The following is a 23,196-nucleotide window of genomic DNA, read 5'->3' as shown; positions in this document are numbered from 1 at the left end:
TCTTAATAAATCTTTTAATATATATGTAAGATAAAGCAATGATGGCTAATGGATAAAAAGAAAATTTATATAATTTTATCGGTAATTGTCGCAATAATAGTGATTAGCGTTGTTTCTGCTGAACTTGAATATGAGCATTTTGGTTTCCCATCAAGCTCCTCTATATCTTCAGATATTGGTCATCAGATAAACTCTAGGGTCACGTTAACATATACAAATTCATTCAATATTTCTTCCCAGCCAGGTATCCCTTCTAATGTTACGAAAGCAGAGTATGTTATCTACAGTTATGGATATTATTCAACAAGCTCCAGTGGGTCAAAAATTCCGCATTATGATCGGGTTATTATTGAACAATTCTATTTTAAAAATGCAACTGATGCAAGATTATCCTATAGATCACTTTATAATGGAGAATTAGCCTCTTATAGGTCAAATACAGGCCATAACCTTACAAGCTCAAATATAACCTCTATAGGGATAATCAGTAATAGCACATCATTTTCTGGGTTTAAGTACTCGGTATTTCCATCCAACAATGGCAATTTAACTGCACAGGGATTCGGCTACAGAAATAACCTGTTTTTCCTTGTAAATTGGAACAGCAGGATAAACTACAGTGATGCAAAGAAAATTGTTAATTCAACTATTTCATCAATGGTGGGTCTATAATTTCATAATATTTTTATTTAAATTTTATAAGAGAACATCTCCCATTGCAACATTAAGCATTTTATTAATTAGCTTTCCAAGGAATTCCAGGGTATAATCATCTACAAAATCCTTAAATTGATCCATGTTTTTTAATTTATAAAGATGGGCAAGCATAAGCCTTGTATGGGCAGCTGCCATTATTAAATTTGCAGTATATTTATTTCCAGAATTCATCTTTTCCTTGGCATCTATCCATTCCTTATTATAGTGCCTTAAGGATTTTCTGATTTCATCGCTTAATACAGTATCACCGTCATATATGTGTGAATTTAGGGTATCAAGTATGTCAAGCAGTTCCCTTGTTTCTTCTATATTTTTTGCCTCCGCAATGGCAAGGCCAAGAAAGGATTCAGCCATTTTAAACTCAGAGTCATAGAGAAAAAACTCATGATCAAGAGGTAAATAATCATCAATCAGATCGCAGTATTCCATTAATGGATTTTCATCCTCCATGTAATCTTTATTTCAATGTTGTATTATTAATTATTTTAACTAAAAAAACTAAATTAGAATTTATATTTTTATTTCAACCACACATTTGTTATCCCCGTCCGCAAATGTCTCTATTAATGAAAAATTATCGTTAATTTTATCCGTTATTATTGATTTTTCCAGTGAACCGCATACCAAATTTTTATTATTTTTTGCCAGTTCATAAAAGATACAATTGTGCCTTATTATTTTCACATTGTCCTCATTTACCTCAATTTTAGCATAGTATCCAAGCTTGTTAAGCAGATTAACATATTCCCTTAATTTATCTATTTTTTTATCCCTGCTCATCTGTGAAAAATCAAGATAATTATTAGTATCAACCATTCTGGATGCAATTTTCATTAATATCTCATTCGTTTTGTTTATGCCTATAGTGTCCTGCATTTCCTCAAGTAACAGTGTTGCAAAATTTATATACTGTTTGGGGAATAATTCCATACCCTTGTCTGTAATTTTGTAATATTTTTTTGGCCTGCCAGATTTCGCCCTGACAAAATATGATGTAACCAGTCCCTTATTTTCGAGAAAATTTATATGCTCTTTTACAGCATTTTTATTTATCCTAATTATTAAAGATAATTCCTCAAGAGTTTTATCCTCATAAAGTAGTGAATTTAGTATTTTGCTTTTATTTTGACCCAAATAATCATCAATTATATTTTCCATATTACTTATATAACTAATAGGTATATATATTTTAGTCACTTTAAACATAATAAAATGTTTATATACAAATTAATCATATACATTATAATGACAGATACAGTACTGGAAATAAAAAATCTTAAGGTTTCCGCATCAGGAAAGGAAATATTAAAGGGTATAAATTTAACAGTGAAATCAGGGGAAATACATGCACTCATGGGACCTAACGGTGCCGGTAAATCAACTCTTGGCGAGGCCCTCATAGGCCATCCAAATTATGAAATAACGGATGGTAATATAATAATAAACGGAAGGGATGTAACCCATTCCACACCAGAAGAAAGGGCTAGGCAGGGATTATTTTTGGCATTTCAGAGCCCAATTAGCATTCCCGGCGTTAAAATCTCAACATTTTTAAGGACAGCCTATAATGACCTGTATCCAGATGAAAAGTTACCATTAAGGGATTTCTTTAATATGGTTAAAACTGCAATGAAGGACCTTGATATGGATGAATCCTTTATTTCAAGATCTGTAAACGATGGCTTCTCTGGCGGTGAGAGAAAAAGGTTTGAGGTTCTTCAGATGGTTATACTCAAGCCAAAAATTGTAATACTGGATGAGATAGATTCAGGTCTGGACGTTGATGCCCTTAAATTGGTTTCTAGTGAGATTAAAAAACTGCACGATTCAAATGTGGGATTCCTAATAATAACACATTATCAGAGAATACTTAAGGACATAATACCTGAATTTGTCCATGTTTTAAGGGATGGAAAAATAGTATTAAATGGTGGTAAGGAGATTTCCGATAAAATAGAGCAGGAAGGTTTTGAATGGATTGAGGCGTGATGAATATGGAAGATTATAATAAGGATGAGGAAATAGAAAAATTAACCGAAAGTTTAAAGCACAGCAAAAAATCAGACTATGAATTTTATGATAAAATAAACCCGGTATACTCAACTGGCAAGGGTCTGAACAGAAAAGTCGTTGAGGAGATATCAGATATAAAAAAGGAGCCTGACTGGATGAGGAGGTCCAGATTAAAGGCACTTGAAATCTTTTTATCAAAACCAATGCCAACGTGGGGGCCTGATCTTTCAGAAATTAATTTTGATGAGATAACATATTATACAAAACCGGAGGATGTTAAGGCAAAGAGCTGGGATGAGGTTCCAGATCAAATAAAGGAAACATTTAATAAGCTCGGCATACCACAGATGGAGCAGAAGTATCTTGCAGGCTCAGTTGCACAGTATGACAGTGAGGGCGTTTACAGCAGTCTGAAAAAGGAATGGGAGGAAAAGGGTGTAATATTTACAGATCTGGACACAGCAGTGCAGCAATACCCAGATCTTGTTAGGGAATATTATTGCAAGGCAATACCACCAAGCGATAATAAATTTGCGGCATTAAACGGCGCTGTATGGTCCGGTGGTTCATTTTTATACGTACCAAAAAATGTTACAATTGACCTTCCATTACAGACCTATTTCAGGTTAAATGGTGAGCAGAGCGGACAGTTTGAGCATACAATAGTAATAGCAGATGAGGGTGCAAAGGTTCATTACATAGAGGGCTGCCTCCCAGAGGATGAGTTAATAAGCCAGGGTGATAAATTTATAGCAATCAATCAATTATTCACAAACGATGGTGTAATATCTAACACAGGAAATAAAAGAAAAATCACACGCAAATACGTGCATCCATACAATGGGTTCATGTATAATATAGTTCCAGCATCGCCTGTAAATGCATTCAGGGCAACATCAGAGCATCCCGTATTAAGCATAAAAAGGGAGGAGGTTTCAGTAAGGATAAATAATGGACATTATGAAATATCCACAGAAAAATTAATGGCCGTTGAACCCCAGTACAGGAGAGCTGATGAACTAAATCCAGGAGATTTTCTTGTTTATGTCTCACCATTGGAGGTTCAGGATAATGATTCAATCAATGAATCAATGCTAAGAATCCTTGGGTTTTACACAGCATCTGGAGTTATATCATTCAACAGGCATTTAAACATGTACCAGATGTTATTCTCGTTCAGGGAAAATGAAAATGCCAGCGAATTATACTCCATAATAAAAAATATGGGGGAGCAGGCAAGTATAATTAAATCAAACAAAAAATATATCGTTTCAACATATTCAAAGCCATTGATTGAATTTTGTATTCACAATGCAGGGCAGAATTCAAATGAAAAAATATTTTCAGAAACAGTAATGAAGCTGCCTCCGGAGAAACAGAAAATAATCATAGATTCATATGCAAAGGTTCGTGGAAATCTTTACTCCAGATCCTATGGATCAAGAAATGTAAGAATCTCAGTGCATTCGAAAATACTTGCACTTCAGATTCAGGAAATATTATCAAGAAGCAATATATTTGCAATAATAAATCTAAGAAACAAACATTATACAATAGAATACACAGAAAATGCCAAATTCCACAGAATAAGGCATAAAAACAATTATTATTTTGTCCCAATTAAAAAAATAGAACGCCAGGAATACAATGATATTGTTTATAATCTTGAGGTTGATTCTGATAACTCCTATCTTGTAAAGGGATTTGCAGTACATAACTGCACCGCACCGAGATATGACACAAGCTCGCTGCATACAGCCATCGTTGAAATATATGCACATAAAAACTCAAATGTAAAATATACAAGCGTTCAGAACTGGTCAGATTCGGTATATAACCTGCCGATAAAGAGGGCATGGGTTGATGAGGGTGCCCATATGGACTGGGTAACAGGAGAATTAGGATCAAAGGTAACAATGATATATCCATCATCATATCTTAGAGGAAGGGGGGCCTCAACATCCAATCTTCAAATAACCCTTGCAACCAAGGGGACATTCAAGGATGCCGGAGGAAAGGCAATACATCTGGCACCGGATACAACATCAAGGATTGTATCAAAATCAATAAGTTTGGATGACGGTTTAACTGTTTACCGTGGCCTTGTAAGGATGAATGAGGGTGCAAAGCGTGCAAAAAGCCATGTCCAGTGCGATGCACTTCTAATAAACAGCGACTCAAAGAACTATACATATCCATATGATGAAATCTATGAGCCAACAGCAGAGTTCAGCCATGAGGCCACTGTAGGCAAAATAGGTACTGATGAGCTTACATATCTTAGGTCCAGGGGATTAAGTGAGGATGAGGCCTCATCCATGATAGTACTCGGATTTATGGATGACATAATGAAGGAGATACCCATGGAATTTGCAGTGGAAATGAACAGGCTTGTAAAGCTGGAGATGTCCAAAATGGGTGCCGTTGGATAAATATTTATATTTTTTTAAGGTGATAATTCAATGATAGAAGACTATTTGGATACTTTAAATGAGAGATTTAGGGATTTCGATATAGAATACCGCAAGCAGGCGTATATTTACTATCTTAAATATCCTGATCCCCCATATAAGGAAAGCCCCGACAGGAAAACCTATGTGCATATAGCCGATGAAGAACTTGACAAAATGGCACATGGAGAAATGTATGTTGGCATTAAAAAATCAAAAAATCCTGATATAAATTATGATATTATTGTAAACGATTCAGAAATAATCCTTAATAATAAGGATAAGAATATTTACACATCAAATATGAAAAATGCCTTTAAGGAAAGGCATGATTTATTTGAAAAATACGTTGATACTGTATATGGCAAATACAATAAGGAGAACCTAATAAATTTCTCATATGAAAACGGTTATTTTGTTTACATCCCGGATAATACAAGTGCTGAAATAAAAATAAAATCAGAACAGGATGCAAATTCATCATTTACAGTTAAAAATGTAGTAATCATAGGGAAAAATTCAAAAGCCTCCATAGTGGATTTATACGAATCTGAGGATGATGGCAGCGGCATACATGGAAGAAATATATACATATTCTGCCTTGAAAACTCAAAGGTGGATTATAATTATATTCAAAATGAATCATTAAATTCAGCAAATATAACATATGTAAGGCCAGTACTCTATAACGATGCCCAGTTAAAAATTATTGATGTAAATACTGGGTCTGGTAGGGTTATATATAACCATGAAAGCGAGATGCACGATAATACCACCCTTAATTCCTATGGCATAAATATAACAAGGGGCATCCAGGAGCATGATATCTGGGATTCAAGCCTTCAGTATGGGAAATTCTCAAACTGTGACATAAATATTAAGGGAATAGTCTTTGATCAGAGTTCAACAATGCACAGGGGAAATATAGATATAGAACCTGATGGTGTAAAATCAACAGGATTTTATAACTCCGCCATACTTTTAATGTCTGAAAATGGCAAGGGAAATTCAAAACCTGCATTGTTGATAAAAAATAATGATACAAAATCAAAGCACGCATCGGTAATATCAAGCATAGATCCGGAGCAGGTATTTTATTTAAGATCCAGGGGCATATCGGAAAATGATGCTATATCACTTATAGTACAGGGGTTCCTTGGATATATTAATGACCATGTTGACAATGAATTTGCAAAAAACATTATATCAAAAATAATTAATATTAACTAATTTTTTAAAATTTTTAATTTATAATTTTCCCTCCATCAATTCATCCTGCACAAGCATATCGCTCTTCCCGGCATTTTTTATTTTATCCGGATGCTTTTTAGCATATATAAGCACTGCTATTAATGTAAGTATTATGAAAACTATGGCGGTTATTATTGAATAATCTACAGGATATGCTGGAGGGTTAAAGCTGTAATACATCGCTATTAAGAGGATTATGGTGGCAATCAACGGTATGATTAAATGCAGTGTTGGTTTAAATGCTTTTAATCTCATGTATGTTTTTGTTAATCCAAAGTTGCTTAATATATGTCCTATAAACAGTGCAGCGGAAGATGCAGAAACAAGATAAACGAAACCATCATATGGCCCAATTAATATGCCTGCTATTAACGATATAAAATATGCAACGGCAGCGATTATTATTATAGCAATATAAGGAGTTTTATGTTTTGGATGAACCCTGGAAAATAATGAGGGTCCAAGTCCATCCCTGCTCATTGAAAATATCATTCTCGAGCTTGTATTTAACGGGGCCAGTGAGCCTGCAAATAGGCTGTTTATTATAAAAACGAACAATAAAATGGTAAATGGAAGGCCAAGGAATTTATCGGCCACTATTAATCCGGGCACGCTTGATGCTGCAAATTTATTCATCCTGTTAATTCCCCAGCCGACAGTTAATGCATAAGATGTGAGGACAAACACCACACCTGTTATTAGAAAGCTTATTAATAATGCCTTTTTTATATTTTTCCTTGGTTGTTTTGCCTCCTCGCCGAGTGTGACCACGGCAGATGAACCTGACATTGAGAATATGGCAAGAACCATGCCAACACCAACACCTGCAAATCCATGAGCAGGTCCTGTTGTGAATGGAACATACGTATTTTTTGGTCCAAGTGCGACTATAATAACTATAGATGTTATTATAAGCAGGATTATTTCAATTGCTGATGCTGTAAAACTATAGGCCAGTGATGGTTTTATACCCAGATAGGCTATTATCGTTATTATGATCAAAAAGGCGGTCATTATTGGAATCCATGTATAATTACCTATGTTAATTCCAAGAAAGTATGATATTGTTCCAGGTATAAAAACCCCTGATGTGAATAATATTGCATTGGTAATTACCATGAAATATGAAAACCACATCATATAACCTATTATGAGACCATACCGTGGACCAGCACCCTGAGAGTTAAATGTGTAAAAACCACCAGCACCATTTATCTTTTTCGAAAACTGATACGGTGTGTTTATCCATATTAATACACCTATAATGGAGATTACATATGCCAGTGGCAGGGACCCCAGGGCATATCCTGCAGCTCCAGTCATGGTTGCAGCAACGGCACCAAGAGGTGAAATCATTGCTATTGCCTGTCCAAGAAGAGGATAGAATCCGGCGGCATTCCTTTTAAGTCTCTTAGATTCACTAACTTTTTCCATAATCAATACATGAGTTTTTTATCGATTTAAACATTTTGAGGAGTAAAGCAAATTGCAAATTAATATACGTATTATTTTTATTTTATAAGCATAATCGGATTATACCTAACGATATACTTTTTATTAAACTCATTCTGGATTGATATTATGCTTTATGTTTTTGCATTATAAATATGAAATATTTAATGGGAATATAATTTGCCATTTAATACTAATATTTATGAATCCATACTAATTTTTAGTCAGGTTTTCTGAAAGATATCCTTGTTCTGGAATAAATTACGCCCCTTTTCCTTACCATGTATGGTGTAATAACAATTTCTGCACCACATTCACAATTTTTAATTTTATTCATGGCAACATATCTTACTATTTTCATGCCACAGAATGGGCATGTAACCTTATTTTCCGATTCTGATCTCACCACCTCTGCCAGTGCTGTTTTTAATTCATTGAATGTACCATTAAAAGAGCTAAGAATTCCTCTATTCCCAATAAAAATTTTGAATGAAAAATAATTCTTCCCATCAACTTCAAATTCGTCAATATAGGATTCAATGCCGTATTCCTGTCCTATATCGTTTAGATATTTTTCTAATTCATCTCCAAGGGAATAGCCTGCATCCCTCCTGTCAATTTCGGCATTAACATTTTTTAGTATATACATCCTGTCTTTTTCATCGAATGTTTTCATAATATCTATTATGTTTTCCCTGTCTATGTCAACTCCAGAATCTAAATATTTATATTTAAAATCCGGAAAATACTGAACTTGGTCTATTAATCCTTCATAGGTTTTAGACCTCTGGCAGTAGTTAGATAAATAACTAATAACAGAATTCTTAATGTCATTATGCCTCCTTTTATCTGCCAAACGACTCTTATTTTTGTATTTCAAAAGCCTGAGTTTTACCTCACCTGTGTCAAGGCCTTCCTGCAAAATCAATTGTGCCAGCTCTGAACCTGACGTCCAGCCATAAGCTGTTGCAACAGACTCGGTTTTATTCATTAAAATACTAACAAAACCCTTTATATCCTGATTAGGGTCCACATCATGATCTATATGAAAAAGAAGCTGGGCTGTGGCAATGGCAATGCCTTTTTTGCGTTTTCTTTCATATTTACTTAAATTAAGCATTTATTTTCACTCTTTTATTTATTTTATCATATATCATTGTAATGCTAAATGCTATAAACATTTATCATTTTTGGGAATCTTATAAAAATAATAAATGTGCATGGGGCTGGTTCAATAAAAAATTTTTCTACCGGTTTGTAAAGCTCATACTGGATATTATAAACGGGATAATATCAGTAAAATGTAAAATAAAAATATATATATTTTATATAGAGAGATTTTTATAAAACAGCCATATTTTAGATCATGGAAAAAAGCATAAGCACAAATAGAATTGTTGTGCTATCATCATTTGGCATGTATCTTGATGGTTATCAGCTAACAGTTATTGCATTTGCAATACTTTTAATTAATGAATATATACACTTAAATTCATTTGAATATGGCCTCATTATTGCATCAGTTATTATCGGTGCCATAATAGGAACTGTTATAATAGGCTATATTAGCGACATACTTGGGCGCAGGCGGATATATCTATCCACATTAATATTTTTTATATTATTTGATATTATATCTGTATTTTCATTCAATTTTCTGGAGCTATTTTTCTCAAGATTATTTCTCGGAATAGTTCTTGGTGCAGAGTATCCTGTGGCAAATTCCTACATAGCAGAGGTTAGTCCTGTGGAAAGCCGGGGATTTTATATGGCCCTCGCCACTGTTTTTTTCAGTATTGGTTCAATAAGCAGTGCCATAGCAGCAATTTTTCTATTTCCATGTGGAAATTACGGGTGGAGATTAATGCTTGGGATTTCCATAATTCCTGCAGCTACAATTGAATTTATGAGATTTTCATTACCCGAATCACAAATGTGGGAGAAAAAAATTGTAAAAACCAGATTTTTTGATATGTTTTCAAAATTATATGCAAGGAACATCATAATAGCAGCCATTATATGGTTTTTATATGATATCGTGGCATACGGATTATCCCTAACGCTGCCGACAATACTAAAACTTGGCAATTTTGTAAATAATGTTGATAATGCATTATTAACAACATTCTTTCTCATTATAGGCATAGCATCAGGGATATACGTTATGAAAAGAGTGGACAAATATGGCCGGAAATCAATTCAAATAACCGGATTTGCACTTATGTCTGCTTTATTTCTTTTACTCCCGTATTTTTATTTTTTAGAAGGCATTATAATTTTATTTTCCCTGCTGGAATTATTTAATGCCTTTGGTGGTGCAACCGTCGGAATAATTCCTGCAGAGGTCACTGTAACGCAATTTAGGGGGTCATCATATGGTTTTTCCTCAATGATGGGAAAAATCGGTGCTGTAACCGGTGTTATATTAATGTCCTTATTAATACATGGAAACAATTATTTTAATGCCTATATTTTTCTTTCATTAATTATGGTTGCTGCAATTATCTTGACTCTAATGCTTCCGGAAACCAAGAATATAAAATTAAAATAATTTTACAGATATAATTTATAATAAATCAACATATTACATTTTATGATTGATCCTGATTTTAAATCAATAATTGAGGATTCCAAAGGAAATCCAGATATTTCGAGGCTCGATTATAAGGAGGCCCGGGAGTTGATGAATGATGCCATCTTGCCGTATCAGGTAATAAAATAGACATACCTGATGTTAGAGATTTTTCAATTAAGCTGGATGGCAGAATATTAAGGGCACGGCTCTATAACAGCAAAAAACTTAACGATGGCATTGTTTATTTTCATGGAGGCGGATTTATATCAGGAAGCATTGATACACATGATAATCTGTGCCGGCTAATTAGCATGGAATCGGGCTTAAAGGTGATATCTGTGGATTACAGACTTGCACCTGAAAGCAGGTTTCCTGCAGCAGTAAAAGATGCATTGGATTCCTTTGAATATATATACAATAAAAGAGACGAATTTGGCATCAGTGGGAGGCTTGGTACTGCCGGGGACAGCTCAGGTGCCAATATCGCAGCCGCTCTGTGCCTATTTTCAAGGGATAATAAATTAAAGACACCTGATGTACAGGTTCTTTTTTATCCATCACTTGCACCTGACAATTTTTCCAAATCATTTATGGATTTTTATAATGGATACAATTTAACCGGAAGTGCAATAGAGTACTTTGGTTCAGCATATATGCATGATAAAACAGATGTTCTTAATCCCTATTTTTCGCCTGTTCTGGAAGAAAATTTTCAAAATATTCCACCGGCAATCATTATAAGTGGCGAAAATGACCCGCTTAGGGATCCAGCAGAGGCCTATTATAAAAAACTCCGGAATAACGGTATAAGGGCAATTGGCATTAGGGCGCTTGGCATGATACATGGTTTTGCCACTGACTTTAATATTTCCGAAACGGCCAAAAATCTGGTTATTATGGTATCCAAAATGATTCCTGAATTTATGAAACAGTAAGGGAATAAATAGCTTTTTATATTTAATTAAATTTTTATCTTAATGAATATCTCCTCATTTTACAGGGTTCAGCTTAATAAAAATTTTAAATTTCAGGACCTTGAGAAAATAATATATTATCTTAATGACCTTGGAATCTCATCACTCTATTTATCCCCAATTTTAAAAAGTACAACTGGAAGCATGCATGGTTATGATGTTACAGATTATTCTGAGATAAATCCAGAAATAGGCGGGGAGGATGGATTATTAAGACTGCATAAAATGCTTGAAAAAATAAACATGAACATCATGATAGATTTTGTTCCAAATCATATGGGCATGAATCATGAAAATGTATACCTTCAGGATGTATTTAAATCTGGAAAAAAATCAAAATATTATAATTTTTTTGATTTAATTAAGACCACAAATTTTCCATTTGAATCAATAATTATGCCGGTGCTTGGTAATAATTATATTGAATCATTAAATGACATAAAAATAGATGCAGATAAAAAAATAGCACTGATAAATAATCAAAAATTTAGCCTTTTGAATAATCTAAATTATTCCAATACCGACACTGATAATATTTTTAGCAAGGATAAAATTTTATGCGAACAGTACTTCAGGCCAATGTACTGGGTTAACTGCATATCCGGCACAAATTACAGAAGATTTTTTTCAGTAAACTCACTCATAGCAGTTCATTGTGAAAGGCGCATGTATTTTAAGGATATGCATAAAAAGATCATTGAATTATATAAAAATAAAATTATTGCGGCCATAAGGCTTGATCATATTGATGGGCTTTTTGATCCATTTATATATATTAAAAATCTAAAAAAACGCATGAAAATTCCTGTATACGTTGAGAAAATTCTTACCGGGGACGAAAAATTAAGCCCAAAATTCGGTGTTGACGGAACCACAGGCTATGACTTTCTTTATTACACCACATATGTTTTTATTGATCAAACAAATGCAGGCAAATTAAAGCAGATTTACGGGGATTTTACCGGTGATAAGAATCAATTATCTGAAATGCTATACCTAAGGAAAAAATTTTACATTGAAAATTATTATAGATCCGAGCTTGATTATTTATCCGGTATATTTTATAATAATTTTATAAAACATATTTACGGGCATGAGGCAACATTTACAGGCACAAGGGAAATGCTGCTGGAAATAATGGCAAATTTTCCATTATACCGTATTTACATTTCAAAGAATTGCAATTTAACATGGTTTTCTGACTACATTAGGGGTTTAAATATAAAAAATAATGAATTGGGCATAATGCTTAACATGCTGAAAAAACCAGATAGCAATGATTATTACTGTCTCAAAAGGTTACAGCAGTTTCTCCCGGCGGTAATGGCAAAATCCATGGAGGACAATATTTTCTTCCGGTATAATCTTAACATTGGTAAAAATGAGGTTGGTTGCAATTTATTCAGGGACTTTATCACAATAGATGAATTCCATGATTATAATAAATATAAGGCATTAAATTATATAAACTCAATTAATACGTTATCAACACATGATACAAAGCTGGGGGATGATATAAGGTCAAGGATAATAACAATTTATAACGATCCAGATTTATGGGGGAATTTCATTAAAAATCTTCATGAAATCTCAGATAATTTTAAATATAAACACAATGGTATTGAAATTCCAGATAAAAATGAGGAATATTATTTTTATCAAATACTTCTGGCGGAATCACCAGAATACTGGGACGGCACATTTATTGAAAGGGTCACCGGTCAAATGATCAAGGCCGTAAGGGAGGCAGAGATTCATACATCATGGAATTTTCCGGATCATGACTATGAAGGTCATTTAAAAATATTTATAGAGAGGACAATAAAATCGGATACCTTTAAAAGTATATATATGCCCTTTTATAGGTCATTAGAATATTATGGCAATTTATATTCAATCATGCAGAATATATTAAAAATCATGTCTCCCGGAATTCCAGATATATATCAGGGATCAGAATATTTAAACAATAATTTTACTGATCCGGATAATAGAAGGAGTGTAAATTTCGGTAATCTTATGAAAATACTTAACAAAATTAAAAAAATTGATAATATATATGAATGTAATATAAATAAAATGATAATATCAGGGGAATTAAAAATGTATGTAAACTATCATTTATTAAATTTCAGGAAAGAACATAACAATATTTTTTCAGGCGATTATATTCCATTAAAATGTACAGGTATGTTATCGGATAATATAATAGCATTTGAAAGGTCATATGGAAGAAATAAAATAATTGTAATTGTCAGTAATAAAATTGCAACAGATCTTAATGGTATAAATGAGCCGGTTCGTGAATTCTGGGGTGATACACAGATTAAATTACCCAGAAAGTATGATCTTAAGGATATTCTCACAGGAAGGAAATATAAATCCATTCAGATATTAAAACTTTCAGAGATTTTTGATATTTTTCCATTCTCAGTATTATTTAATGGTGATTAAATGGATGAATTATACCATGGAATTAAGAAATATGATGATAATTTTATTCTAAACGTATGGGCACCAAAAATCAAAAATATGCAGCTACATTTATTGGATAAAAATAAAAAAATAATAATGCATGATGCACCATATGGTTTTAAAAGTGCTGTTTTTTCTGGGCATTTTGGTGAAAAATATAAAATAATTGCAGATGGCATGGAAATTCCAGACCCCGCATCAAGATTTCAACCGGAAGGGATTAATGGTCCAAGCCAGATAATTAATCCCGATTATAATTTCATTCATAATAAATGGAGGGTTTACGACATGAATGATACAATAATAGAGGAGATACATATAGGAACATTTACAAAATACGGTACATACAAAGACGCGGAGGAAAAACTTGAACATTTTGAGGATATGGGAATAAATACATTGGAAATTATGCCCCTGTCACAGTTTTACGGTACAAGAAACTGGGGATACGATGGTGTTTTCCCCTATGCCCCTGCATTCTCCTATGGAACTCCAGATGAATTAAAGCATTTTATAGACCGGGCACATGAATATAACATCAATGTTATGCTGGACGTTGTTTATAATCATGTTGGTCCTCTGGGCAATATTTTACCATTGCTCGGTCCATACTTTTCTGATCAGCATAAAAATCCATGGGGCCCTACCTTCAATTTTGATGGCCCATTTTCAGACCCTGTAAGGGCCTTTATTCTACAGAATGTTATTTACTGGATAAACGAATACAAATTTGATGGCCTCAGGCTTGATGCAATTCATTCAATTTATGATTCTTCACCGGTTAATATTATTAAGGAAATATCATTGATAGCCAAGCAATTCGGTGAAAAACATAACAGAAAAATTAAGATTGTGGCTGAAACAGATAAAAACGATTCCTCACTGGTTAAATCTGTAAAAAACTGTGGGTATGGTCTGGATGCACACTGGAATGACGATTTCCACCATTCAATATTTACATATCTATCTGGAGAGAATGCCGGGTATTACTCAGATTATGGAGGCCCTGAACATATAATTAGATGCCTCAAATACGGTTATGATTATAATGGTGTTTATTCAAACTATCTGCACAAGGTACGTGGTACGGTGTTCAAAAATATGCCAAAAAACAGGCTAATTGTTTGTGATTCCAACCATGATCAAATTGGAAACCGTGCCTTTGGGGAAAGGCCGCTGAAAATTCTTGGGGATAAAAAATTTAAATTTTTTGCAGGCATGATAATTTTATCACCATTCACACCAATGCTGTTTCAGGGAGAGGAATACGGTGAGGTTAGCCCATTTTTATTCTTTGTTGACCCACCAGATAAAAAATTTGCCGAATCCGTTTTTAATGGAAGAAAATCAGAATTCTCAGATTTTTCATGGTCACAGGATGTTCCAAATCCAGCGGATATTAAAACGTTCATAAATTCAAAATTAACATGGAATGAATCAGACATGTATGTTAATTATTATAAAACTTTAATTTCATTAAGAAAAAAATACGTTTCTGAGAAATATAAATTATATATGCCTGAAAAAAATGTTATAAAAATAGGTTACGAGAATGCATCTGTTTATTTCTCTCTATCAGAAAAAGATGTAAAAATAAATGGTCATGGCATAATTTATACAACATCTAAAAATAATATTATTAACAAATTTGATATATTAATAAAATTAAATTAGGGTTCTTCAAGTATGTACGCTGATTGTGGTTCAATATTCAAAACTGTGTCTGATATACCAATTGGAAAATTTTCATGTTCTGGAAGCGAATCTATAATTATCTGTGCCTTCTTCCATCTTTTTGGAATTGAAAAATTTATCTTATCCTCAGTTGGATTAAATATCAGCATTAGGTTATCATAGGATACCGGCTCACTGAAAACCCTCTCCATTCCTATTGCTGTGAGTATAACGCCTATTGCTTTATTATTCCCTGACGTCCAGTCCTCCTCGGACATCTCGGTACCATCAGGCTTTACCCATATAACATCCTTAATATCTGTTCCCGGTATTATTTCGCCCTTAAAGAAGTTCCTGCGCCTTAATACCGCATATTTTTTTCTTATATTTACCATATTTTTAACGAAATTTAAGAGTTTTAACCTTTCATCATCGAGATTCCAGTCATACCATGAAATTTCATTATCCTGACAGTAAGCATTATTATTGCCATTTTGAGTTCTCATTATTTCATCGCCACCAAGAATCATTGGTGAACCCTGAGATGTTAATAATGTAATAAAAAAGCTTCTTATTCTTTTGTTTCTAAGATATTTTATTTTATTATCTTCTGTTTTACCCTCTATTCCAAAATTTTCACTTATATTGTCATCAGTGCCGTCCTTATTATCATTTAGATTATTCTCATTATGCTTGTTTGTGTAAGAAACAAGGTCATACATTGTGAAACCGTCATGTGATGTTACATAGTTTATGCTTGAATGTGGCCTCCTGCCACTCGTCTGGTAAAGATCAGGCGAACCCGATATCCTTGTTGCAAACTCACTTATATTTCCTCCGCGATCCTTCCAGTAGTGCCTTATGGCGTCACGGTATTTTCCATTCCATTCGGCCCACATGGGTGGAAACTCTCCAACCTGATATCCACCGGGCCCCACATCCCAAGGTTCTGCTATTAATTTTACCCTTGATATTACAGGATCCTGATAAATTATATCAAAGAATGCGGAAAGGCTGTTAACATCATAGAGCTGCCTTGCGAGGGCTGATGCAAGATCAAATCTAAAGCCATCAACATGCATTTCAGTTATCCAGTAGCGAAGGCTGTCCATTATTAACCTGAGGACCTGTGGATGACCGGCATCAAGGCTGTTACCGGTACCGGTTACATCATAATAATATCTTGGATTGTCAGCCTGAAGCTTATAATAAACAAGATTATCGATGCCCTTAAATGACAGGGTAGGTCCAAGTTCATTTCCCTCTGCTGTATGGTTATAAACCACATCCATTATAACCTCTATATTATTTTCATGAAGATTTTTTACCATGTTTTTAAATTCATTAATCTGGTCCCCAGGTTTTTTCGTTGACGAAAATCTGATGTCTGGTGCAAAATAGCCTATTGTATCATATCCCCAGTAATTTGTCAACTTTTTATCATAAAGATATTCCGCTGTTACCTCCTGCTGGGCAGGCATAATTTCAACAGCAGTTATGCCCAGATCCTTTAGGTAATCAATCATTTTCTGCGATCCCAGTCCACTATAGGTGCCCCTTATATTTTCACCAATATCTGCCCTGAGCTTTGTAAAACCCTTAATATGGGTTTCATAAATCAATGTATTATTCCATGGAATATCTGGATTTTCCACACCCTTCCAGTCAAAGTTATCCTTATAAACAACTGATTTTGGCACAAACTGAGAATCGTTTTCAGTGCTGAATGATAGATCCTTCTGATCGCTATCTGTATCATAGCCGTAAACAGATTTATTCCATGTAACATCTGATGTTATTGCCCTTGCGTACGGGTCTATTAAAAGTTTGTTTTTATTAAAACGAAGACCCAGCTCCGGCTTATACGGTCCATCAATCCGGTAATTATAAAGCGTTCCAGGTTTAATACCTGATACAAAAACATGCCATATATATCCATCTTTTTCCTTTAAATGTATTGTTTCACTTGGATATTCATCATATGGTGTATCATAAAATTCAAGGCTTACCGCTGTGGCATTTTCTGAGTATATTGAAAAATTTGTGCCGTCTTCATAAACGGTTGCACCCTGAGGATAACTATGCCCTGGCTTTAGGTTATACATATAGTTGTATACCATATTGATATAAAATGTTTAACAATAAAAAATTAAACATTATCACAAAAAATTTTAACGAATTCAATTTCCTTATCATTTAACTTTGCCGGAAGAATAATTGAGGCAGGCGACATTGATATTTTTTTATTTATAACATCCTTAATATGGCCGGCAATTATATATTCATCCTCCCGGGCTATATTAAAGCCAGCAATAATAAATGTGTCATAATTTATTATATTGCCATTTCTTTTTTCCTCCATTTTAATGAGAATATCCAGTGCCTCATTTATCTCCATTGTCTGGCCATTTTTTAAATCAAGCAGGATAAGCGTATGAAAATCATTAACATAATTTTTATATATTTTATCGTACACGCTCAGGGGAAAAAAATTTTCATATATGAATGGAAGTGATATTACAGGCCCAAACCTGTAATTAAATAAACCCGTTCTGGATGGAAAAGCTGTAAAAATTGATGCATTTTCGAAAATTTTTACATCAATACCATTTTTTATTGCCTCAAGCCGCAATTCATTATGTGTTGTTGCAGTGAGTGCATCCCCCGTAACTATAAAGGAAACATTGCTGTTTAAAGCATTTTTAATTATTTCATTGGATGATTCAACTGTGTTTCTATCAGCCTTAATTAACTTTTTACCGGTTATGGACCTTAGATAATCAAAAGTATTTTCAGGTGAAATTGATGTATAGGTTTCAAAATATACAATATCTGAATTTTTAATGGCATCCAGCTGTTCAAGCGTTATGCTTTTATATCCCCTAAGGCCAATGCCTATTATATTAAGCATTAGTCTATCAAACCCTCCTCTATTCTTATTAGTTCATTTAGTTTAGCAAGTCTCTCACCGCCTATTGTTCCAGATTTTATCAGCTTTGAATTAAATCCAACAGCAAGGTGGGCTATAAAATCATCCGTTGTTTCCCCGCTACGATGTGAAACAACAGTTTCCATTTTATTTTTAGTCGCAAGCTTAACCGATTCTGTTGTATCAGATAATGTTCCTATCTGGTTAACCTTTATCAATACACCGTTTGTGGATTTCAATTCTATTCCCTTTTTAATTCTTTCAGGATTTGTTGTATAAAGGTCATCGCCAACTATAAGGGCATTATTTCCTATTTTTGACGTTATTTCAGAAAAACCCTCAAAATCTGTATCAAATAATGGGTCTTCTATATAATAAAATCCATGCTCCTTATTTAACGAAATTGCAAAATCAATCTGCTCATCCCTGGATAATATTTTATTTTTGTAAATATATTTACCATTATTATAAAAGGAATCTGCTGCAAAATCAACACCAAGAAGGATTTTAACCTTATTATCTGATGAAATTTCATTTACAGCGCTTTTCATTATATCTATTGCCTCCTCATCAGAAACATCGGCAGTCCATGCCTTTTCATCACCAAGGCCAACACTCTGGTTTTTTAATTTATCAGATAAAATTTCCCCCACCTTTTTGTGGACCAGAATATTATAATAAACAGAATCATAGAAGGATTTACCCTGTGATGAAACCAGAAACTCCTGTATTGTTGTTCCCCTTTTTGAATGCTTGCCACCCCCTATTATATTTCCAAGAGGTCTTGGTATTGCCGGATTTAGGCCACCAACGTATCTGTATAATGGTATATTAAGATAGCTGGCCACAGCCTTTGCATTTGCTATTGAGAGCGCGGTTGCAAGGTTACCTCCCATGGCTGAAAAATTATCGGTACCATCAAGATCGTGGAGTAATGTATCAAAAGACCTCTGTGCAAGTGCGTTAAAGCCTATTATGGCATTTCTTATATTTCTATTATAAAAATCTATGCTTTTTTCAACATCCCTATCAGGATAGGCGATTACCTCGGTTTCGCCTGTGCTGGCACCCGCAGGTGCAGAGCAAGTTCCTGAATAATTTCCAATGTTAATTGTAGCCTCTATCGCTATATTCCCGCGCGAATCGAAAATTTTTCTTACCGAGGAACCGGTTATCTGCAAAACTTCATTCATATATGTACATCTTATTGTTTCATAAAAATTTATTGATATAATAATAATGTTAAAATTTTTCTCTCATCGGGCAAAAAATATAATAAATTATAAAAATATTTATTAGAAAAACTTAATAAACAGAATTAGATTATCATAATGTGGACGCAAATAATAATGATGTAGAGGAATGGTTATCTAATCAGGGCATAAAGTCTACGAAAGATATTGAAGTGCCCAAGCTTCTTTTTAACCAGGTAATTGGTCAGGAGAAGGCCGGAGAGGTAATTAAAAAAGCGGCCATCCAGAAAAGACACGTCCTTTTAATTGGGGAGCCAGGTACTGGAAAATCAATGCTGGCACAGTCCATGGTTGATTTTCTCCCCAAGGAGGATTTAGAGGATATTCTGTGCTTTCCAAATCCAGAGGATCCAAACAAACCCCGAATTAAGACCTTCCCAGCCGGAAAGGGTAAAGAAATTGTAAAACAGTATCAGATAAAGGCCGAAAGGGAGAAAAAAGATCGTTCAAAAAGCTTACTTTTTATTGTATTTTCAATCATACTGTTAGGAATAATCCTGGCAATAGTTCTATACAAAAGCAGCCCAAGCACAGCCATAGAAATATTATTCTTTGCCATAATTGGTGCCGCGTTTATATACATATTATTGGCCATGAATCCTGCTGCCGCCAGAATTGAACGTGTTATGGTTCCAAAAATTCTGGTCTCACATAATCCCAATGATAAGCCACCATTTATAGACTCTACAGGTGCACATTCCGGTGCACTTTTAGGCGATGTGAGGCATGACCCATTTCAGTCTGGTGGTCTTGAAACACCTGCACATGAGAGGGTTGAGGCTGGAAATATCCAGAAGGCAGATAAGGGAGTTTTGTTCATAGATGAAATAAATCTATTAAGACCAGAGGATCAGCAGGCATTATTAACCGCAATGCAGGAAAAGAAATTTGCAATTTCCGGGCAGAGTGAAAGAAGTGCAGGTGCAATGGTTCAAACAGAGCCAGTTCCATGTGATTTTGTTCTTGTTGCTGCAGGCAATCTTGATGCAATAAAAAATATGCATCCAGCACTTAGATCAAGGATACGTGGATATGGTTATGAGGTTTACATGAATGATACAATGGATGACAATGATGAGAACCGCAGAAAATTGGTTCAGTTTGTTGCGCAGGAGGTTGCAAAGGATAAAAAAATCCCACCCTTTGACGCCGCCGCAATTGTTGAAATAATAAAGGAGGCACAGAAGCGTGCAGGAAGAAAGGGAAAATTAACATTAAGATTAAGGGAACTTGGTGGTCTTGTAAGAATCGCTGGCGACATTGCTGTGAGCAAAAAGGAAGCAATAGTAACAGCAGAGGATGTAAACGCTGCAAGAGATCTAAGCAAGCCTGTGGAACAGCAGATAGCTGACAGGGCAATAGAAGTTAAAAAATTATACAAAATGTTTACCGGTCAGGGATCAGCAGTTGGAAAGGTTAATGGCCTTGCCGTTATGGGTTCCAGCGAAATGGCGGACTTTACAGGAGTGGTGATGCCAATAGTTGCAGAGGTTACACCGGCACAGCACCCTAATAACGGTACAGTTTATGCAACAGGTAAACTTGGAGAAATAGCAAAGGAAGCTGTTCAGAATGTGGCCGCCGTAATTAAAAAAATCAGCGGCAAAAACATTTCAGATATGGATATACATGTACAATTCATAGGTACATATGAGGGTGTTGAGGGCGATTCGGCAAGTGTTTCAATAGCCACCGCAATTATATCTGCAATTGAAAATATACCAATTGATCAGACCGTTGCAATGACCGGTTCATTAAGCGTCCGTGGCGATGTTCTTCCAGTTGGTGGAGTCACCGCAAAGGTTGAGGCTGCAATAGACAGTGGATTATCAAAGGTAATAGTCCCCCTTGCAAATTACAATGATATTATACTTGATGAGGCTCATAAGGACAAAATAGAAATAATCGCTGCCGCAACAATAGATGATGTACTTTCAAACGCCCTTGTTAAAGGCCCAGAAGAAGAACAGTTCCTTGAAAAGGTTAAAAACATAATACATCCTGTATCAAAGGAGATAACAACATCGAAGAGGCCAAATGCGGTATAAGATCGATTATATAAAATTTAATAATTTTAATTTTGATTTAATATTAAATTTTATAAAATCAAGAAATAATTTTTTTCAGGTTGTGGATGCAAAAAGCATTATATCTGAGTTGCAAATAATTAATGCCTTAAAAAAAACAAATCGCTATTTCAGGCATAATAAAAGAATTAAAATTAAATCAAATATATTTTTAATGTACCTTGGTTATACAACACAGATATCAAGTGCAATAGATCTCAACGGGATACATCGGGATTCTGAAAACGGTATTGTAATTTACGAAAAATCCAGCGATTTTGAAAACTTTTTAAATCTGGGTGGAATGGAAAAATCAACTTTTAAGCTTCCGTATGATAAGGCGGGGTTCGATAAAAAGGTTTTTATGGATATGGCGTATATCGATTTGCTAATTTAATTATAAAACCTCTGTCTGGTTATATATTCTTAATATTCTCATTAAATCATCCTTTTTTACGGAAAAATCAATTATTGGCTTTCTTATTGCATAGGATGCAACTATATTTCCAAGTTTAACCGAATCCTCAATATTAAAATTATTGTAAAGCCCAAAATAAAAACCTGCCCTAAATGAGTCGCCTGCGCCAACAGTATCGTGTATATCCTTTGTTAAATAGGCATCAAAATGTTTTTCACCATCCTTTGAGTAAATAACAGACCCGTGGCTGCCACACGTTACAATAATGTAATCCAAATAATTTAATAAGTCATCCTTTGTATGTTGCACCATTTTTAATAAATAAGAAAATTCATTATTATTTATTATCATTATATTTGATAAATTAATCATGGCCATGGCAGTATTTTTTGTATACATATACCATGTTTCCTGACCAGGGTCAAAAACAATTTTTGAATTTTTATTTTTTTCGGCTATTTTTATGTATTCCTCTGCAGGGCCTGTTCCAAAATGTATGTACCTGTAATTATCGTATTCAAAATATTCAGAGGGTTTCCATTTTGTGTATACCGGACCCTGGTACATGTATGCAATCTGTTCTTTTCCATCCGACGCTATGTAACAAATTGGTCCCGTGTCATCATCAAAAATTTTTATGTGTTTATAGTCTATATTCCGCTGCCGGAGAAAATCAAGAAATCCACTATGGGTTGATCTGGAAACAGCAGCATAAAGATCATAATCCACCCCGAGTGATTTTGAAACAAATGCAAAATTACCTGCTGTACCAGCGTAAACATTATTTAAATTTTTAACACTGGTTGCCTCACCCGGCATTGGTAAATTTAAAACACCAAGTTTTACATCTATATTTAAATGGCCAAAGAAGGAGAGAAACTTCATTACAACAATATCATTTCATTATATTTAATATTTATAAATTATTAATTATTATTTTATTGTAAAT

At 34.2% G+C, this 23,196-nt stretch carries 19 protein-coding genes; 11 read left to right on the top strand and 8 right to left on the bottom strand.

Going from position 1 to position 23,196, the window contains the following annotated elements; genetic code table 11:
* Window positions 1-99: 99 nt before the first annotated feature.
* A complete protein-coding gene (locus AOG54_RS00425) occupies window positions 100-672 on the top strand; it encodes a hypothetical protein (RefSeq protein WP_156150264.1) in 573 nt (190 codons plus the stop codon).
* Window positions 673-696: 24 nt separating this feature from the next.
* Here AOG54_RS00425 and AOG54_RS00420 read toward each other — a convergent pair whose 3' ends face one another.
* The gene (locus AOG54_RS00420) at window positions 697-1,167 is read right to left on the bottom strand and encodes a DUF1940 domain-containing protein (protein ID WP_048100870.1); all 471 of its coding nucleotides are present in this window, start codon (window positions 1,165-1,167) and stop codon (window positions 697-699) included.
* A gap of 60 nt (window positions 1,168-1,227) precedes the next feature.
* Window positions 1,228-1,875, bottom strand: a complete 648-nt coding sequence (locus AOG54_RS00415; RefSeq protein WP_048100871.1) for a helix-turn-helix transcriptional regulator — start codon at window positions 1,873-1,875, stop codon at window positions 1,228-1,230.
* Window positions 1,876-1,962: 87 nt separating this feature from the next.
* Here AOG54_RS00415 and sufC point away from each other — a divergent pair, with 87 nt between their 5' ends.
* The 3 genes from sufC to AOG54_RS00395 are packed head-to-tail and all read left to right on the top strand — an operon-like array spanning window position 1,963 to window position 6,410.
* Window positions 1,963-2,706: a Fe-S cluster assembly ATPase SufC gene (gene sufC / locus AOG54_RS00410; RefSeq protein ID WP_048101321.1), complete on the top strand. Its 744-nt coding sequence runs from the start codon at window positions 1,963-1,965 to the stop codon at window positions 2,704-2,706.
* A 5-nt stretch (window positions 2,707-2,711) separates the two neighbouring features.
* Window positions 2,712-5,162: a Fe-S cluster assembly protein SufB gene (gene sufB / locus AOG54_RS10080; protein WP_231563385.1), complete on the top strand. Its 2,451-nt coding sequence runs from the start codon at window positions 2,712-2,714 to the stop codon at window positions 5,160-5,162.
* 30 nt (window positions 5,163-5,192) lie between these two features.
* Window positions 5,193-6,410, top strand: a complete 1,218-nt coding sequence (locus AOG54_RS00395; protein WP_048100873.1) for a SufB/SufD family protein — start codon at window positions 5,193-5,195, stop codon at window positions 6,408-6,410.
* 18 nt (window positions 6,411-6,428) lie between these two features.
* Here the strand turns inward: AOG54_RS00395 and AOG54_RS00390 are convergent, their stop codons facing one another.
* Window positions 6,429-7,865 carry an APC family permease gene (locus AOG54_RS00390; protein WP_048100874.1) on the bottom strand — a complete coding sequence of 479 codons (1,437 nt, stop codon included), beginning with the start codon at window positions 7,863-7,865 and terminating at the stop codon, window positions 6,429-6,431.
* 238 nt (window positions 7,866-8,103) lie between these two features.
* Complete coding sequence (locus AOG54_RS00385) at window positions 8,104-9,003, bottom strand: hypothetical protein (protein ID WP_048100875.1); 900 nt, start codon at window positions 9,001-9,003, stop codon at window positions 8,104-8,106.
* 246 nt (window positions 9,004-9,249) lie between these two features.
* On the opposite strand from AOG54_RS00385, the gene AOG54_RS00375 reads away from it, so the two are divergent.
* Genes AOG54_RS00375 through treZ form a run of 5 tightly spaced genes read left to right on the top strand, consistent with a single transcriptional unit; the run spans window position 9,250 to window position 15,581 of the window.
* Window positions 9,250-10,434: an MFS transporter gene (locus AOG54_RS00375; protein WP_048100877.1), complete on the top strand. Its 1,185-nt coding sequence runs from the start codon at window positions 9,250-9,252 to the stop codon at window positions 10,432-10,434.
* A gap of 42 nt (window positions 10,435-10,476) precedes the next feature.
* Complete coding sequence (locus AOG54_RS10150) at window positions 10,477-10,605, top strand: hypothetical protein (RefSeq protein WP_269082286.1); 129 nt, start codon at window positions 10,477-10,479, stop codon at window positions 10,603-10,605.
* The gene (locus tag AOG54_RS00370; RefSeq protein ID WP_084795430.1) at window positions 10,602-11,393 is read left to right on the top strand and encodes an alpha/beta hydrolase; all 792 of its coding nucleotides are present in this window, start codon (window positions 10,602-10,604) and stop codon (window positions 11,391-11,393) included. The genes AOG54_RS10150 and AOG54_RS00370 overlap by 4 nt, the downstream gene beginning before the upstream one ends.
* 42 nt (window positions 11,394-11,435) lie before the next feature.
* Entirely contained in the window at window positions 11,436-13,886 is a 2,451-nt protein-coding gene (gene treY / locus AOG54_RS00365; RefSeq protein WP_048100878.1) for a malto-oligosyltrehalose synthase, read from the top strand.
* Window positions 13,887-15,581 (top strand): malto-oligosyltrehalose trehalohydrolase, encoded by a 1,695-nt coding sequence (gene treZ, locus AOG54_RS00360; protein ID WP_048100879.1) that lies wholly within the window; start codon window positions 13,887-13,889, stop codon window positions 15,579-15,581.
* Here the strand turns inward: treZ and glgX are convergent.
* Genes glgX through eno form a run of 3 tightly spaced genes read right to left on the bottom strand, consistent with a single transcriptional unit; the run spans window position 15,578 to window position 19,703 of the window.
* Complete coding sequence (glgX, locus tag AOG54_RS00355) at window positions 15,578-17,686, bottom strand: glycogen debranching protein GlgX (protein ID WP_048100880.1); 2,109 nt, start codon at window positions 17,684-17,686, stop codon at window positions 15,578-15,580. The genes treZ and glgX overlap by 4 nt on opposite strands.
* Window positions 17,687-17,730: 44 nt before the next feature.
* Window positions 17,731-18,492, bottom strand: coding sequence for a diphthine synthase (gene dph5, locus AOG54_RS00350; protein ID WP_048100881.1), 762 nt, complete (start codon window positions 18,490-18,492; stop codon window positions 17,731-17,733).
* Complete coding sequence (eno, locus tag AOG54_RS00345) at window positions 18,492-19,703, bottom strand: phosphopyruvate hydratase (RefSeq protein WP_048100882.1); 1,212 nt, start codon at window positions 19,701-19,703, stop codon at window positions 18,492-18,494. The genes dph5 and eno overlap by 1 nt, the downstream gene beginning before the upstream one ends.
* A gap of 140 nt (window positions 19,704-19,843) precedes the next feature.
* On the opposite strand from eno, the gene lonB reads away from it, so the two are divergent.
* Window positions 19,844-21,811 carry an ATP-dependent protease LonB gene (gene lonB / locus AOG54_RS00340; RefSeq protein ID WP_048100883.1) on the top strand — a complete coding sequence of 656 codons (1,968 nt, stop codon included), beginning with the start codon at window positions 19,844-19,846 and terminating at the stop codon, window positions 21,809-21,811.
* Window positions 21,801-22,226: a KEOPS complex subunit Cgi121 gene (gene cgi121, locus AOG54_RS00335; RefSeq protein WP_048100884.1), complete on the top strand. Its 426-nt coding sequence runs from the start codon at window positions 21,801-21,803 to the stop codon at window positions 22,224-22,226. The genes lonB and cgi121 overlap by 11 nt, the downstream gene beginning before the upstream one ends.
* On the opposite strand, the gene AOG54_RS00330 is transcribed toward cgi121, so the two are convergent.
* Window positions 22,227-23,132, bottom strand: a complete 906-nt coding sequence (locus AOG54_RS00330; protein ID WP_048100885.1) for a nucleoside kinase — start codon at window positions 23,130-23,132, stop codon at window positions 22,227-22,229.
* Between the last annotated feature and the right edge of the window lie 64 nt (window positions 23,133-23,196).

The sequence above is a fragment of the Acidiplasma aeolicum genome (assembly GCF_001402945.1).
Classification (GTDB): domain Archaea; phylum Thermoplasmatota; class Thermoplasmata; order Thermoplasmatales; family Thermoplasmataceae; genus Acidiplasma; species Acidiplasma aeolicum.
The sequence above is the reverse complement of the archived record's forward strand: the minus strand, read 5'-3'. Positions and strand labels throughout refer to the sequence as shown.

Coding starts and splice junctions, on each gene's coding strand:
- dph5 (WP_048100881.1), bottom strand. CDS start 18,492: ATGCTTAATATAATAGGCATTGGCCTTAGGGGATATAAAAGCATAACG.
- AOG54_RS00385 (WP_048100875.1), bottom strand. CDS start 9,003: ATGCTTAATTTAAGTAAATATGAAAGAAAACGCAAAAAAGGCATTGCC.
- AOG54_RS00420 (WP_048100870.1), bottom strand. CDS start 1,167: ATGGAGGATGAAAATCCATTAATGGAATACTGCGATCTGATTGATGAT.
- treZ (WP_048100879.1), top strand. CDS start 13,887: ATGGATGAATTATACCATGGAATTAAGAAATATGATGATAATTTTATT.
- AOG54_RS00375 (WP_048100877.1), top strand. CDS start 9,250: ATGGAAAAAAGCATAAGCACAAATAGAATTGTTGTGCTATCATCATTT.
- glgX (WP_048100880.1), bottom strand. CDS start 17,686: ATGTATAACCTAAAGCCAGGGCATAGTTATCCTCAGGGTGCAACCGTT.
- AOG54_RS10150 (WP_269082286.1), top strand. CDS start 10,477: ATGATTGATCCTGATTTTAAATCAATAATTGAGGATTCCAAAGGAAAT.
- cgi121 (WP_048100884.1), top strand. CDS start 21,801: ATGCGGTATAAGATCGATTATATAAAATTTAATAATTTTAATTTTGAT.
- AOG54_RS00415 (WP_048100871.1), bottom strand. CDS start 1,875: ATGGAAAATATAATTGATGATTATTTGGGTCAAAATAAAAGCAAAATA.
- sufB (WP_231563385.1), top strand. CDS start 2,712: ATGGAAGATTATAATAAGGATGAGGAAATAGAAAAATTAACCGAAAGT.
- AOG54_RS00330 (WP_048100885.1), bottom strand. CDS start 23,132: ATGAAGTTTCTCTCCTTCTTTGGCCATTTAAATATAGATGTAAAACTT.
- AOG54_RS00395 (WP_048100873.1), top strand. CDS start 5,193: ATGATAGAAGACTATTTGGATACTTTAAATGAGAGATTTAGGGATTTC.
- treY (WP_048100878.1), top strand. CDS start 11,436: ATGAATATCTCCTCATTTTACAGGGTTCAGCTTAATAAAAATTTTAAA.
- sufC (WP_048101321.1), top strand. CDS start 1,963: ATGACAGATACAGTACTGGAAATAAAAAATCTTAAGGTTTCCGCATCA.
- AOG54_RS00390 (WP_048100874.1), bottom strand. CDS start 7,865: ATGGAAAAAGTTAGTGAATCTAAGAGACTTAAAAGGAATGCCGCCGGA.
- eno (WP_048100882.1), bottom strand. CDS start 19,703: ATGAATGAAGTTTTGCAGATAACCGGTTCCTCGGTAAGAAAAATTTTC.